The 15,460-nt window shown below is 42.2% G+C and carries 12 protein-coding genes; 11 read left to right on the top strand and 1 reads right to left on the bottom strand.

Features of this window, described 5'->3' with window-relative positions:
- Nucleotides 1–80: 80 nt before the first annotated feature.
- The 3 genes from clpB to CDG60_RS10910 all read left to right on the top strand — a co-directional run bounded on the left by clpB (nt 81) and on the right by CDG60_RS10910 (nt 4,808).
- On the top strand, nt 81–2,660 hold the full coding sequence (gene clpB / locus CDG60_RS10920) for an ATP-dependent chaperone ClpB (RefSeq protein ID WP_087512397.1): 2,580 nt from the start codon (nt 81–83) through the stop codon (nt 2,658–2,660).
- Nucleotides 2,661–2,865: 205 nt separating this feature from the next.
- A complete protein-coding gene (locus tag CDG60_RS10915) occupies nt 2,866–4,155 on the top strand; it encodes a DUF945 family protein (protein WP_087512396.1) in 1,290 nt (429 codons plus the stop codon).
- Nucleotides 4,156–4,319: 164 nt separating this feature from the next.
- The gene (locus CDG60_RS10910) at nt 4,320–4,808 is read left to right on the top strand and encodes a hypothetical protein (RefSeq protein WP_147387785.1); all 489 of its coding nucleotides are present in this window, start codon (nt 4,320–4,322) and stop codon (nt 4,806–4,808) included.
- A 20-nt stretch (nt 4,809–4,828) separates the two neighbouring features.
- On the opposite strand, the gene rlmKL is transcribed toward CDG60_RS10910, so the two are convergent.
- On the bottom strand, nt 4,829–7,033 hold the full coding sequence (gene rlmKL / locus CDG60_RS10905; protein WP_087512394.1) for a bifunctional 23S rRNA (guanine(2069)-N(7))-methyltransferase RlmK/23S rRNA (guanine(2445)-N(2))-methyltransferase RlmL: 2,205 nt from the start codon (nt 7,031–7,033) through the stop codon (nt 4,829–4,831).
- A 188-nt stretch (nt 7,034–7,221) separates the two neighbouring features.
- Here rlmKL and CDG60_RS10900 point away from each other — a divergent pair, with 188 nt between their 5' ends.
- From CDG60_RS10900 to aceI, 8 genes are all read left to right on the top strand, one after another.
- Nucleotides 7,222–7,869 (top strand): LysE family translocator, encoded by a 648-nt coding sequence (locus tag CDG60_RS10900; RefSeq protein ID WP_087512393.1) that lies wholly within the window; start codon nt 7,222–7,224, stop codon nt 7,867–7,869.
- Between the two features lie 243 nt (nt 7,870–8,112).
- On the top strand, nt 8,113–8,475 hold the full coding sequence (locus CDG60_RS10895; protein ID WP_227542868.1) for a hypothetical protein: 363 nt from the start codon (nt 8,113–8,115) through the stop codon (nt 8,473–8,475).
- 220 nt (nt 8,476–8,695) lie between these two features.
- Nucleotides 8,696–9,712: an aspartate carbamoyltransferase catalytic subunit gene (locus CDG60_RS10890; protein ID WP_087512391.1), complete on the top strand. Its 1,017-nt coding sequence runs from the start codon at nt 8,696–8,698 to the stop codon at nt 9,710–9,712.
- 15 nt (nt 9,713–9,727) lie between these two features.
- Nucleotides 9,728–10,972: a dihydroorotase gene (locus CDG60_RS10885; protein ID WP_087512390.1), complete on the top strand. Its 1,245-nt coding sequence runs from the start codon at nt 9,728–9,730 to the stop codon at nt 10,970–10,972.
- A gap of 164 nt (nt 10,973–11,136) precedes the next feature.
- Nucleotides 11,137–12,621: an OmpA family protein gene (locus tag CDG60_RS10880; protein ID WP_087512389.1), complete on the top strand. Its 1,485-nt coding sequence runs from the start codon at nt 11,137–11,139 to the stop codon at nt 12,619–12,621.
- Between the two features lie 123 nt (nt 12,622–12,744).
- A complete protein-coding gene (locus CDG60_RS10875) occupies nt 12,745–13,779 on the top strand; it encodes a DUF1311 domain-containing protein (RefSeq protein WP_171405501.1) in 1,035 nt (344 codons plus the stop codon).
- 96 nt (nt 13,780–13,875) lie between these two features.
- Nucleotides 13,876–14,655: a Rossmann-like and DUF2520 domain-containing protein gene (locus CDG60_RS10870; RefSeq protein ID WP_087512418.1), complete on the top strand. Its 780-nt coding sequence runs from the start codon at nt 13,876–13,878 to the stop codon at nt 14,653–14,655.
- Nucleotides 14,656–14,822: 167 nt separating this feature from the next.
- Nucleotides 14,823–15,245: a chlorhexidine efflux PACE transporter AceI gene (gene aceI / locus CDG60_RS10865; protein WP_087512387.1), complete on the top strand. Its 423-nt coding sequence runs from the start codon at nt 14,823–14,825 to the stop codon at nt 15,243–15,245.
- Nucleotides 15,246–15,460: the final 215 nt, after the last annotated feature.

Genomic DNA, 15,460 nt, shown 5'->3' with positions numbered 1-15,460 from the left:
ATTTAATTTGTCTATTGAAATCCGACCAAGCGTTCCCATTTATTATTCAAGTACAAAATTTGTTGTGAGGAATAACAAGAATGCGATTTGAAAAATTTACCAACCGCCTGCAGCAAGCCTTATCTGATGCCCAGTCTTTAGCGATGGGGAATGACAATACTGCGATTGAGGGTATTCACATTCTTTCAGCTTTACTGGAAGAGCCATCGAACCTGAGTTTATTGCAACAGTCAGGTGCAAATCTTCCTGAGCTGAAAACGAAGCTGCAAAAGGCAATTAACGATGCACCGAAAATCGGTACGCCAACAGGTGATATTAATTTAAATCCTGAAGCGGTTCGCGCGCTGAATCTGGCAGACAGTTTCGCCCAAAAAGCAGGCGATGAGTTTTTATCAACTGATTGGGTGATTCTGGCACTTGCTGAAACTGGTGCAACCAAAACATTATTCACAAGCGTGGGTGTGACGACAGACAAACTGCGCAAAGCGATTGAAAATATACGAGGTGGTGAGCAAGTTATGGCAAATAACCATGAAGATCAACGTGATTCATTAAATAAATATACCGTTGACCTGACTGAACGTGCTTTGTCAGGCAAGCTTGATCCTGTGATTGGTCGTGATGAAGAAATTCGCCGTACCATTCAGGTTTTGTCACGCCGTACCAAAAACAATCCCGTGTTGATTGGTGAACCAGGTGTGGGTAAAACTGCGATTGTTGAAGGTTTAGCACAGCGTATCGTCAATGGTGAAGTCCCTGAAAGTTTGAAAGGAAAACGTGTTCTTTCACTTGATTTAGGTTCTTTACTTGCAGGTGCAAAATATCGTGGTGAGTTCGAGGAACGTCTAAAAGCAGTTCTGAAAGACTTAGCCAAATACGATGGTGAAATCATCCTGTTCATTGACGAGTTGCATACACTTGTCGGTGCAGGTAAAGGCGATGGCGCGATGGATGCGGGCAATATGCTTAAACCTGCATTGGCACGTGGTGAATTGCGCTGTGTCGGTGCGACCACTTTAGATGAATATCGTCAGTTCATTGAAAAAGATGCGGCACTTGAGCGTCGTTTCCAGAAAGTTCTGGTCGATGAACCAAGTGTTGAAGACACGATTGCGATTTTGCGTGGTTTAAAAGACAAATATGCGACCCATCATGGTGTGCAGATTCTCGACTCAGCGATTATTGCTGCGGCGAAAATGTCACATCGTTACATCACAGATCGCCAGTTGCCCGATAAAGCCATTGACTTGATTGATGAGGCTGCATCACGGATCAAAATGGAAATTGACTCGAAACCTGAGCCATTAGACCGTTTGGATCGTCGCTTAATCCAGTTGAAAATGCAGCTGGAAGCAGTGAAAAAAGATGCGGATTCTGTGTCGAAAGCTGAAGTTGAACATCTCGAAAAACAAATCGAAGAAGTTCAAAAAGAATATAGCGATCTTGAAGAAGTGTGGATTGCGGAAAAACGCTTAGTCGATGGTACAAACCAAGCGCAAGTGGAGTTAGACAAAGCACGTACTGCATTTGAAAAAGCGCAACGTGAAGGTGATTTGGCAGAAGCAAGCCGTTTGCAATATGGCGTAATTCCTGAGTTGCAAAAACGCTTGAATGAAGAAGAAGTTGCGGAAACCAATGAAGAACCGAAACTGATTCGTACCAAAGTCACTGAAAATGAAATTGCGGAAGTAGTCAGTGCTGCAACAGGGATTCCTGTCTCGAAAATGCTGCAAGGCGAACGTGAGAAACTTCTTCACATGGAAGAATTCTTACATAACCGTGTGGTTGGACAGGATGAAGCTGTGGTTGCAGTATCCAACGCAGTGCGCCGTTCACGTGCAGGATTATCTGATCCGAACCGTCCAAGTGGTTCATTCTTATTCCTTGGACCAACAGGTGTGGGTAAAACTGAATTGACCAAAGCCTTGGGTAATTTCTTATTTGACAGTGATGATGCGATTATTCGTATCGACATGTCTGAATTTATGGAAAAACACTCAGTCAGTCGTTTGGTCGGTGCGCCTCCAGGCTATGTCGGCTATGAAGAAGGCGGTGTGTTGACTGAAGCAGTCCGTCGTAAACCATACAGTATTGTACTGTTTGACGAAGTTGAAAAAGCACATCCAGACGTATTCAACATACTTTTACAGGTGTTGGATGATGGGCGATTAACGGATTCACAAGGTCGCTTGATTGACTTTAAAAATACCGTGATCGTGATGACATCGAACTTAGGTTCAAGTGATGTACGTGAGCTTGGCGATGGTGCTACGGATGAAGAAGTTCGTGCGGTGGTGATGGGTGCGGTATTGCAACATTTCCGTCCTGAATTTATCAACCGTATTGATGAACTGGTGGTATTCCATTCATTGAAAAAATCGCAGATTCGTGGCATTGCCGATATTCAACTGGATCGTTTACGCGCTCGTTTAGCTGAACGTGACATTGGATTGAAAGTGGATGATCAGGCTTTCGATATCCTGATTGATGCTGGTTTTGATCCTGTATATGGTGCACGTCCATTGAAACGTGCGATCCAGCAACAGGTTGAAAATACTTTGGCGCAACGTATCCTGGCAGGTGATTTTACTGCGGGCGATACTGTTTTAATCAGTGCTGAAGATGGTCATCTTGATTTTGGGAAACTGAAATTGAGTTAATTTGAACTGACTTAAAACTAAGTGTTGAAATAAAAAAACCTGGCTTCGGTCAGGTTTTTTTATTGCCTATGGATTTTCATCCATGAAGCAGTTGAATGAATGTCTGGAATTTATGGATTTAAACATCAGGTTGGAATAAAAAGTTTTTTAATTTCAGTTGTTTTGGCTATAATCAATCGCATAAAAAGATCAAAATGAGATATAGATGTCAAAAATAAAATGGGGTATAGGGGGGATTGTGTTTCTGGGGGCTGTTGCAGTCGGTGGAAACATATATGCAGATAAAGTGCTTCAGGCATTTTATGAGCAAAAACCTGATGTATCGGCAGATGCAAATATTAAAATGCAATATTCGGATTTTCAGATGGGGCTCATGACGGGGTCTGCCAGCTGGACGATGACGTTTATACCTGACCCATGTATACCCGCTGAGTTTGTTATTTTAAAAGGCAAGGATCAGATCAGAAGAACATTGACTGGTTATGCTGTGAATTCTGATTCTAAAGTGCACCAGGGTAAACCCGAAGCCATTAAATATCTGAAAGGGGGAGTCAAAGCCGATACAACAATCAACTGGCTTGGGCAGTCCCGAACACATTTTAAGTTGCCGGCAATCACAGAAAATGTAAATGGGATGAGTGTCAGAATGGATGCCCTGAATGCTGAAATACGCACGCAGTCCTACCCAGGTCAGGATACCCGCCTTTCGGCTGTAAAACTTTCCATACCTGTGATCAATATGACTGAAAAGGATACTCATTTACTGGCTCAGGATATTATGCTTGAAACCAGCCAGGGGCTGAATAAAGGGACTTTAAAGGATGGATATTCCATTTTAAGTATATCTTCCATGAGTCGTAATGAAGGTGCTGGCAAGTCTGCGGGCAGTATCAAAAATATGCATCTTGAAAGTACAACAAAAGTACATGAGCAGACTGTAGATATCGCTACACAGTTCAACATTGGCAAAATGACTATGCCGGCAGCGGGTTCATTTGACGAATTTTCCATGAATATGAATCTGAAAGATCTTAAGCTGAAAAAAGTTCAGAGCTTTTTTGACACACTTGAAAATTTTAATCAGACCTGTACGTCATCAGATGCAGAAACTCAGGTACTGCTGGATTCTTTGCTTGCCGTTATAGGGGATGGTTTTAACTTTGAGTCGAAAGACAATATGATTAAAGCATCCGGTGGTGAGGCGAAAGCAAGTCTGACAGGAAAGCTGATGCCTGGTCATCATGGTTCAATTACAGGTTTTGTTCAGATGGTTCCAAGCCTGCTGGATTTCAGTGCGGATATTCAGTTTGATAAAGCACTTCTGAAAGCAATGATGAATAATTATCTGCAGAATGCTGGTCGGAGCATGTCGGATCAGGAAGTGGAAAATATGATTCAGGCAATGCAGCAGCAAGGTCAGGTTCAGCGTGATGGGAATAACATGATCATGCGGCTTGATTATAAATATGGGCAGCAGTCATACAGAAAAGAATAAGCTTGATTCATCATCAGAAACCACCTGCGGGTGGTTTTTTTATTATGTGATGAAATTTACAATAATCAGACATATGGAATTATTATGATAATCAAATAATTATGTGAAAATAAAAATGAATTTTCTGCTATATGTCGGCTTGTCCTGAACAGTCCTTGTTGTGTATGACTAAACTTGTTAGCGTAATTCTGCATAATAAAATGGAATACAGCATCATGATGATGAATAACAATAAAAGTCAGAAAAGTGTCATAAAAACAGGAATACTTGTTGTAATCTGCAGCAGCGTTCCGATTTTTGTTCAGGCAGCTGGAGTGGCTTTGTCCGATCAGTCTCTGGCGGATACAGCTGGTGAAAATGGTTATGTGAATTCTTCTGCATTACAGAAATTTAAATCGGATGAGGAAACTTCTAAAGCTGATCATCAGAAAGAGGCTCATCGACTGGTGAGTCAGAACAATCAGAATATTCAGGAAAAAAATCTTGAAGGTTCTGAAATGAGTGATTACCTGATTCAGAAGAAAAAAGCAGATGATAAGGCACGAATTTTACAGGATGAAAAAACTTTGCCTGTAAACAACATAGTTTACAAGCAAAGTTATGACAACATTACAGTGACTTATCCGAATGGAATCACCATTGAAATGCGATAGTCTGAGTTAAAAATTCAGCATCACACCGGTGGATGCTGAATTTTCCAGGCACGGTGGATTTTCTGATTACGTTTGAAATCCTGCCCGATGGTTTCGTTACTGATTTCAACCACATCGTACATTGCCTGAACTTCTTCATCCATCTCAAAACCACGGTAGTTGTTTGAGAAGTAAAGTGTGCCACCTGTTGTCAGACGGTTCATGGCACGTTTCAGCAGTGAATTGTGGTCTCGCTGAACATCAAAGGTTCCATAGAATTTTTTCGAGTTTGAAAACGTCGGTGGATCAATAAAGATCAGGTCATACTGTTCATGACCTTCTTTTAACCATTCAAAACAGTCACTTGAGAAGAACTGATGCTGTTCATCTGGATGATCAACCGTCAGACCGTTTAAAACAAAGTTTTCTTTGGACCAGTTCAGATAGGTATTGGACAGATCGACACTTGTGGTACTGGCCGCGCCACCTAAAGCTGCGTGTAAGCTGGCTGTGGAAGTGTAGCTGTACAGATTCAGGAAGTGTTTGCCTTTGGCTTCAGCAGCTATACGCAGACGCATCTGACGGTGATCCAGGAATAAACCTGTATCTAAGTAGTCAGTTAAATTGACCAGAATTTTTGCTTTGCCTTCCTGAACGATAAAGCGCTTGGAAGCAGTACTTTGCTTCTCATATTGAGTTTTACCTTCCTGGCGTGCACGGGTTTTAATGAAAATAGCATCACGACCAAGACCTGTCACTGCACGGATTGCAGCTAAAGCGAGGTTGAAACGTTTCTTCGCTTTTTCAGGGTCAATGGTTTTTGGTGGCGCATATTCCTGTACATGCAGGCGGTCACCATACAGATCTACCGCGACATTAAAATCAGGCAGGTCGGCATCGTATAGACGCAGACAGTAAATATTTTCTTTCACTGCCCATTTTTTTAGCGCTTGCATGTTTTTTTGCAGGCGGTTGGTAAAGTCTTCAGCACCTTCAATCGCTTCAAACTGCTGTGGTTGCCATTCAGCCAGGAACGGACGGCTCACGGTTGCAGGCTTAATATCACCAAAACGCACATAAATTGGTAATTTACCGTTCATCAGACGCAGAATCTGAGGATTATTGAATGCCAGCACATCGGCCTGTTCAACCGCAGCTGCAATCACTGCCGCATACTGATTTGGAAAATTCTTTTGCAGCAGCGCAGATAAGCCTAAGTACAGCGAACGGTTGGATGCTTTATCACCCAGGCGTTCACCGTATGGCGGGTTAGTCACAATAAAGGACTTTTTACCCTCAGCTTTGAAATCAGGCCAGTCTGCCAGTGTGCGTTCTTCCATTTTGATCTGATCAAGTACAGATTCAAAACCAGCTGCAATAATATTCTGTTTGGTTGCTTTGACTGCTTCCCAGTCAGCATCGAAAGCATAAAACTGTGGAAGTGGTTGAGCCAGAGCTGTTTTATGACGTTCAGCAGCTTCGCCTTTAATGGACATCCATAGTTCATGGTCATGACCGTTCCAGCCATTAAAACCGAAACGTCGTACCAGACCTGGTGCGCGATCCGTCAGAATCATTAAAGATTCAATAATAAACGTCCCTGAACCACACATTGGGTCCAGGATAATGTCAGGGTTGCGTTCTTTGAGTTTTGCTTTCTGCAGGATGGCAGCGGCAAGGTTTTCTTTAATCGGCGCATCTGTCATATAGTGACGGTAGCCACGCTTATGCAGGGAATCGCCTGATAAATCCAGGCAATAAGTATGTGCCGTTTTACCTGCAAGTACATACAGCGTGATTTCTGGCTGCTTGATGTCAATGCTTGGGCGTTTACCTACAGCTTCCATAAAGGAATCCACTACGCCATCTTTTACACGCAGGGTAGCAAACTGAGTGTTGACCTTAATATCACGCTCTACATGCAGACGGATTGCAAAAGTGCTCTGTGGGGCAAAAATCAGTGACCAGTCAAAATTGATGGCACCCTCATAAAGTTCTTCTGCGACATCACGGGCATCGTGCGTGAAGTCAAGCTCATGGACATGAATAGGGGTCAGTACACGTGAAGCCAGACGTGACCACATGCAGATACGGTACGCATCTTCAAGTTTGCCTTTGAAAACAAGGCGTCCTGGAAATTTTTCGATATTCTGAACGCCTAAACCTTCAATTTCTTCCTGTAGCAGGGTTTCAAGTCCATCTGCACAGGTGACCCAATATGTAGAAAGACGGGGTTTAGCATTCATGAATATTTCCAGCAGCAAAAAAGCAAACGAGTATTTTAGCTTATTTTCGTGACGAATACTTGTAGAGACACACGAAGTTTGATTTTTTTAGTGGGTCAGAGATAAGTTTGCAAAATAAAGATGAAAAAATAATTGAAATCGGTCAGTTCAACCAGATAAATAAGTGACTTAAAAAAGAAAATAAACCTATGCTGGCGCTCATCATTTCAATGATCAGTTTTTCATTATCCATGTCCATTTCACCTGGACCTGTCAACCTGACCATTCTCAGCAGCAGTATGAATTATGGTGTAAAGCCTGTGCTGGCTTTTATTTCGGGTGCAACGTTCGGTTTTACGCTGTTGCTGGCTTCTGTCTGCTTTGGACTGTATCAATTTATTATGATCTATCCAGTTTTACTGAATGTGATCAGCTTACTCGGGACAGCGTTACTGGTCTGGATCGGTTTTAATATTCTGATGGCAAAAGGCGAGCGGATTACTGGAGACATTTCTTCCACAGAACAATCTGTGTCATCTGAAAAAAGTATGACCGCTCAGGTTCCTGGTTTTATGCAGGGCGCACTCATGCAGTGGTTAAATCCTAAAGCATGGATCGCTGCTGTAGCGGGAACTGCTTTGTTTTCCGCATCTCAGAACCCGAACATTCTTGTACTTTTTATCCTGATTTATTTTGTGGTCTGTTATCTGTCATTATGGATATGGGGGGTGGCAGGTGAAATGCTGGCTGCATTTCTCAATACAGGTCACAGAGCACGTATCTTTAATATTGTAATGGGACTGGTGTTGATCGTAATTTCTCTGCATATGTGCTGGACGCATTTTTATGGTCAGTAACAGCCCATACAATTAATAGTAAAGTTCCTAAGACATAATGATATTCGCTTAATCAGTAGTCTGTCGTATTAATGTCTGAATTCCATCATTCTAAACCCCGTAAATTCAGATCATTTTTTCTTGAATAACTGTATGAGCTTGATGTTCTGTATCTGATTGTTTTTGCTCTGGTATAAATATTGCTAAACCATTGATCAGTTTCACCTGGTTTTCAGGTGGTTAATTGATTGAATGGGGGAATTTATGGATACTGGCTCAACTTTTCTGTCCCGTACAGATGTGTTTTCAATTGCAACGCTGATACTTGCCCGTCTGAGACGGGTATCAGGGCGAGTGATTGATGTCATGTATCTGGTGGAAAATCCTGCTTATGCTGAATATGTTGTGCAGCTTGCCTTTGCAGCTCAGGATGAAGAACTCAGCCGTCTGGGCATGAAACTTCAGCTGTTTGTAGATCAGGAAAAAACAAAGTCAGTTCCTGCTGATAAATCGGGTGAGACAGAAAAACTGCCCCGTGCATATCAGACAGAAAGTTCAGATGAGCTTAGCGCAGAAGAAATTTATAAGGCACAGGTTTCCCATCACTATATTGGGGCACTTCGTTAAAAAAGAGTGCAATACATGGCTGTAAAAAGCAGAGCAGTCTGTATTGCACTGATCAGAGGTGACTGGACTCTGTAGGTTCAAAAGGTGTGTTGAACGGGAATGGAGAATATTCAGTACATACTTGTCTGTTGAGTGAATCGTTGCAAATGCCCAAAACTTCAACTGCGAAAAGCAATGGAAATCTGTATAATGCGTTAACTTAACCTCTAAGGAATCTCTCATGCACTTGGCGGCATTGCATACACCGAGTCAGATTCAACTGAATAAAGATGGAAATCTCAAACATTTCATCACTATCGAGGGGCTTTCTAAAGCAACTCTGACAAAAATTCTCGATACAGCCCATTCTTTTATCAATGATCAAAATCAACTTGTAACGAATAACCTCTTAGAAGGTCGTACAGTGATGAACCTGTTCTTTGAAAACTCTACCCGTACCAGAACGACTTTTGAAGCCGCTGCAAAACGCTTATCTGCCAATGTTTTAAATATTGATATTGCCCGTTCAAGTACGTCCAAAGGTGAAACCCTGCGGGACACACTGTGGAATCTTGAAGCAATGGCTGCCGATATTTTTGTGGTACGTCACTCATCTTCTGGTGCAGCACATTTTATTGCCAAAGATATCTGCCCGAATGTGGCCATTATCAATGCCGGAGACGGGCGTCATGCGCATCCGACTCAGGCGATGCTGGATATGCTGACCATTCGCCGTGAAACTAAAAAGAATTTTGAAGATATCAGCCTGGCAATTATTGGCGACATCAAACATTCCCGTGTTGCCCGTTCTGATATTGCTGCATTACAGACTTTAGGCTGTAAAGATATTCGTGTGATTGCACCGAATACGCTTTTACCTCATGGTTTTAATGAATATGGTGAGGGTGTTCGCCTGTTCAATAAAATGAATGAAGGGATCAAAGACTGTGATGTGATCATTACCTTACGTATTCAGAATGAACGGATTGATTCGCCGGCACTGTCATCTCAGGCTGAATTCTACAAAATGTATGGTCTGAATCAGGAACGTCTTGCCCTGGCAAAACCAGACTGCATCGTGATGCATCCAGGTCCGATGAATCGTGGTGTGGAAATTGATTCGAGTATTGCTGACGGTGACCAGTCGGTGATTCTGCATCAGGTCACCAATGGGATCGCTGTGCGTATGGCAGTACTTGCACTGTCCATGCAGGGGCAGCTGGAAGAACAGGGTTTACTTGAAGCGATTGCAGGATAAGGGGGCAGAAACGTCATGACTATTGTAAAAATTGAAAATGTTCGTGTCCTGGACCCTGTAAAACAGACTGATCAGGTTCAGACGGTACATATTGAAAATGGTAAACTGCTGGATACCCGACCGGATCAGAGTCAGATTGCTGAAACCATTGATGGTCAGGGTAAATGGCTCATGCCAACCATGGTGGATCTTTGCGCACGTATGCGTGAACCAGGTCAGCAACAGCATGGGACTTTGAAGTCGGAAGGTAAGGCTGCCCGTGAAAACGGTATTCTGCATGTATTTACCCCACCGGATTCCAAACCGATTGTTCAGGATAATGGTGCATTGATTCATGGTCTGGTTGAAAAAGCGATGCTGGATGGTGGAATTTACCTACAGGTGATTGGCGCACAGACCCAGGGTTTAAATGGCAAACAGCCTGCAAATATGGCGGGTCTGAAAAAGGGTGGCTGTACTGCAGTGACCAATGCTAATGCTCCATTTGCAGATGATGATGTGGTCATCCGTACCCTGGAATATGCAGCAGGTCTGGACATGACTGTGGTCTTCTATGCAGAAGAACATCAGATTGCCAAAGATGGCTGTGTGCATGAAGGCTTCATTGCTTCGCGCCAGGGTTTACCGATGATTCCGGCTCTTGCTGAAACCATTGCGATTGCTAAATATCTGTTGATGGTTGAAGTCACAGGTGTTCATGCGCACTTCGGACTGCTGTCCTGTGCTGAGTCAGTGGAACTGATTAAAATTGCCAAAGCCAAAGGTCTGCCGGTGACTGCCGATGTTGCAATGCATCAGCTGCATTTAACCGATGCTTTGATTGATGGCTTTAACCCACTGGCACATGTACGTCCACCGTTACGTTCTGAACATGACAAACAGGTTCTGCGTAATGCGGTGAAAGAAGGTGTTATTGATGCAATCTGTACTCATCATGAACCTTTAAGCAGCTCTGCCAAAATGGCACCGTTTGCTGAAACAGAACCTGGTCTGACAGCATTTGACAGTTATGTGCCACTTGGTGTGCAGCTGATTAAAGAAGAACTGTTCACACCGTTACAATGGGTGGAAAAAGTGACACTTGCTCCTGCAAAAGTCGCGAACATGGCAGAACGCTGGGAAAATGAAGCAGGGCTTGTGTTGATTGATCCTGGACTGGAATGGACACTGGATAAAAAAAGTATTGTTTCACAGGGTAAAAATACACCTTTGATTGGACAGAAAGTGACAGGAAAAGCGATCCGCACATTTACAGCTTAAGACATTCGATTCAGTTTCTTTTAAAAAGTCAGCTTCGGCTGGCTTTTTTATGTGTTTTTATTCACAAATCAAACCTAAAAAAACAAATAATTAACAAAATATTAAAATACTCTCTATAAACTTTTATAGGTCAAAAGAAAAAACGAAAATAAGAGGAATTTTAAATGACAGATTTAATTGAACTACTCAAAAATAAAGTTACGGCAGCTGTACTTGATGGTGAAACAGGCTATTTACCTGAGAAAACACAAGCACTTGCATCTTTTTATCCCGTGCTTTTATCCATTTTAAAAGCTCATCCAGATCTGATTGGTGCTTTACAGAACCAGCTGAATCCTCGTTTTTCTGATCTTTTCAGAACAGGTACTGATCTGAAACTGCAGTTTTTAAGCCAGGTCAGTGGCGATGCGCCTTTGAATGAGACTGAAAATGTGCTCAGTAAAGCTATTGCACCAACTTTAGGTCTGCTTTCTGATGAAGCAGGCAGCAGTCATCCGCAGGATATTGTAAAACTGATTCAGAGCCAGATTGGCAGTATCAGCAGTAAAGTACCGGTATGGGCGGCTTCCATTCTTTCTGCATTTGGTATTGGCAGTATTGCTGCGGCAGCGACCACAGCAGCACCAAAAGTTGTGGCTCAACCGACTCTTTCTTCAACTCCTCCACAAAAAGAAGAAAAAAAATCCGGCTTTTTACTGCCTTTAATTGCATTACTGGTTTTACTTGGACTGATCGCATTCCTGTATAAATCCTGCAGTACCAAAAAAGATGTTGATGCAGGAACAGGTGCAGTCAGTTCACAGAGCGCTGATCTTAAAGCATCTTCGCTACAGTTGGTGACGGATCAGGCGGGTCAGCTGACACATTGTCAGATCAGTTCAGGCGATGCAGGTTTCCTTGAAAAACTGAAAACAGATATTAAATCACTGTTCAGCCAGGCCAATGACTGTACGGTGGAAACAAATGCTGAGCTTGCAAAAGAATTTGTAGATCAGGATGCTATTCCAGGCGTTCTACAGCTGTTGAAAGGTGTTCCAGGTATCAATCTGAACTGGACAGGCAATCAGTTGACTGTCCAGGCACCTGATCAGGCGGCAGCAGAAGCTTTAGTAGGAAAAATCCAGCCTTTACTGAAAAATGCAACAGTGTCTGTTGCTGCTCCACTGGATGAAAGTTCAGCTGTAAGTACCAGTATCAGCAGTGCAGAAAAAGCACTTTCTGAGCTGAATGCTGAACAGACGACAGCACAGGAACTGGCGGATGCACTGAATTTACAGATCATTAATTTTGCTACGGGTTCAAATGCGATTCCTGATGCAAACAAAGCCGTACTGAATAAAGCAGCGGATGTACTGAAAAATGCGAAATCAGTGCAGCTGGTTGTCGGTGGTCATACAGATGCTACGGGTAATCCTGATGCAAATAAAACACTGTCTCAGAAACGTGCTCAGGCTGTTGTTGATTACTTTGTACAGCAAGGCGTTGATGCTGCTCAGTTAAAAGCTGTAGGATTTGGTCAGGAAAAACCGGTTGCTGAAAATGAAACGCCTGAAGGCCGTTTCAAAAACCGTCGTATTGCTTTTGAAGTACTGAACACAGAAACAGGCAGTGTAAGTACAGTTGATGCAAACGGTGTACAGCAGCAATAAAGCCAATCTGTAAAAAAATCCCTGCAAATCTGTGGGGATTTTTATTTCGTACTCGTCAAACAGTCAGGTTTTTGATTTAATACGCGGCGCAGAACAAAACTTAACTTGGTTAATAATAAAATGATGAAAAAATCAATAATTTCCATCCTGGTCGTTTCAGCTACATTCATGTCAGGATGTGATTACTTCAAAAACAAGAAGGAAACAGCTGAAGAAAAAACCGAAGTGATGTCCGACTGGAGTTGTACTGATCAGGGTAATATCAATCAGGTGCAGGATTTCATGAAAGCTGAATATCTGAAAAAACTGGAGAAAGACCTTCGCCAGTCCAGTTATAGTGCAGATCAGGAACTGCTGGATAAAATCACTAAAAATCTTAAATTTGAAATAAAGGGTGTAACTACACTGACAGAAAATCCTGAGCAGGCAAAACAGCTCGACTGTTCGAGCCAGCTGATTGTACATTTTCCTAAAGGTTTACAGAAACGGGCTGAAAATGCTTATCTTGAACAGAACATCTGTGAGGACTGTGATGGTGAGGATGGCAACCAGAATTCCACACTGAGAGATTATCTGGAAGGCGGTGAATATGCACTGAGCCTTGGAGATGATCAGCTGAAAGGTGACTTCAGTTACAGCATTACAAAAACGGATAAAGAAGGTCTGAGCCTGAATGTACCAGGTCAGAGCAGTGTGATTGATGGTGTGGTTTTTGTGACCGTCAAAGCTGTTCAGTACGCTGCATATAAGAAGGAAAATGCAGAAATGGTGGAGTATTCTGAGAAAAACTCTCAGGAATACGTAGCACAGGCTGAACTTGCACAAAAAGCCATGAATATCCGTAAAAAAGAGTTCGATGCAGATAAAGTAAAAGCGGTTGAGCGTCTGAATCAGACCTGGGATCAGTTTACAGATGAACAGAAGCAGCAGTTACAGCAGGATCAGTCAGACTGGTTTGAAAAACGTGATGTAGACTGTAAAGTGCTGGCGCAGAAGTCTGTAAATCAACTGAATGAAAGTGATAAAGAGACTTATCAGAAGCACTCAGGTTATTGGGATGATGCGATGTATGCCCAGGATCAGGAAATGCAGTATACAAAATGTTTTATTCAGAAAACCAAGGAAAGAACAGTTTATCTGAACAATGTTTATAACTGATTTTTTATAAATTTCTTAAAATAAAAAAGGACGAATTGATTCGTCCTTTTTTTACGGGCATGCTTTCACCACAGGATAATGAAAGATGATGAGTTTATGAAAATCAGTATTATTGGCGCAGGACGTGTTGCATATCATCTGTTTCAGGTGCTGAAAGATCAGCATGAGATTATCCAGATATTCAGTCGTACGGGGAAGTTTCATGGGCTGTCAGCAGATCAGAACGCTCCACAGATCATTTCAGATCTGAACTTGCTCAGTTCTGAAACTGAGTTGTGCATGATTGCAGTCAGTGATCAGGCGATCAGCGACATCATTGTACCTATTCATCAGGTACTTCCTGATGCGCTGATTGTACATACTTCAGGCAGTACTCATATTTCCCGGCTGACAGCAGTGCACCAGCGGGCAGGTGTATTTTATCCATTACAGACATTCAGTATTGAAAGAACAGTGGACTGGAGCAGTACTCCGCTATTTGTTGAAGCAACATATCCTGAAGATCAGCAGTGCTTGACTGCACTTGCTGAAAGTTTAAGTCAGCGCGTCTATGCCTATACATCGGAACAGCGGCTCAGTCTGCATCTTGCTGCTGTGTTTGCCTGTAACTTCAGTAACTACTGTTATGACATGGCAAAACAGATTGTCGATGCCAGACAGGTCGATTTCAGTCTGCTTTATCCCTTAATTAACGAAACTGCGCAGAAAGCACAGCAGGCTGACCCACAGCTTATGCAGACAGGACCCGCTATGCGGGGTGATATGAATATTCTGGAGATGCATCAGCACATGCTTAATCAGTCTCAGCGTAAAGACTTATCTGATGTTTATCAGTTGTTAAGCGGTCAGATTAAAGAAAGGCATACGGTTTCATGATTTGTTTGTACGTTTTCTATGTCTGAAATGTTCTGAGGCATCAGAACAGGAATTCCTCAGGGGATGGTCTGAATAAAATTTAATCTATCAATTAAAATGAAAGTATCTGACTTTTTTAATCAGTTTATTGCAAATACAATGTCATTTTTAGTTGAAGAGTAGTGGTTATGTTGATTTCCAAAAGAAGGATTATTCATGCACTGAGCTATGAGATTATTCTGTTGGTCATCATTGCGGTTGCATTAAGTCTGATTTTTAAAGTTCCTCTGGACGTGACAGGTACGCTGGGGATTGCTATGGCTGTAACATCCGTTATATGGAATATGGTGTTCAATCATCATTTTGAAAAATTTGAAGCAAAACATAAACTGAAAAGAACAGTGAAAATCCGTTTACTCCATGCTGTTGGGTTTGAAGGTGGTTTAATGCTTGCCACGATTCCAATGGTGGCTTATGCCATGGAAATGAGTCTGTTACAGGCGATGATGCTGGATTTTGGACTGACGATGTGTATCCTGGTTTATACCTTTGTTTTTCAGTGGATCTACGACGCAGTTGAAGCCCGTATGGGTTACCAGGTTGTGCATTAATCAAAATCTGTCCGAAAAAGATGCTCTGCTGAGTATAATATGAGAATTATTAGTTAATATAATAATTCTCAATTCTCAATTCTCAATTCTCAATTCTCAATTCTCAATTCTCAATTCTCAATTCTCAATTCTCAATTCTCAATTCTCAATTCTCAATTCTCAATTCTCAATTCTCAATTCTTAATTCTCAATTCTCAATTCTCAATTCTCAATTC

Origin of the sequence: Acinetobacter chinensis, from assembly GCF_002165375.2 — a bacterium.
GTDB classification, from domain to species: Bacteria; Pseudomonadota; Gammaproteobacteria; order Pseudomonadales; family Moraxellaceae; genus Acinetobacter; species Acinetobacter chinensis.
The sequence above is the reverse complement of the archived record's forward strand: the minus strand, read 5'-3'. Positions and strand labels throughout refer to the sequence as shown.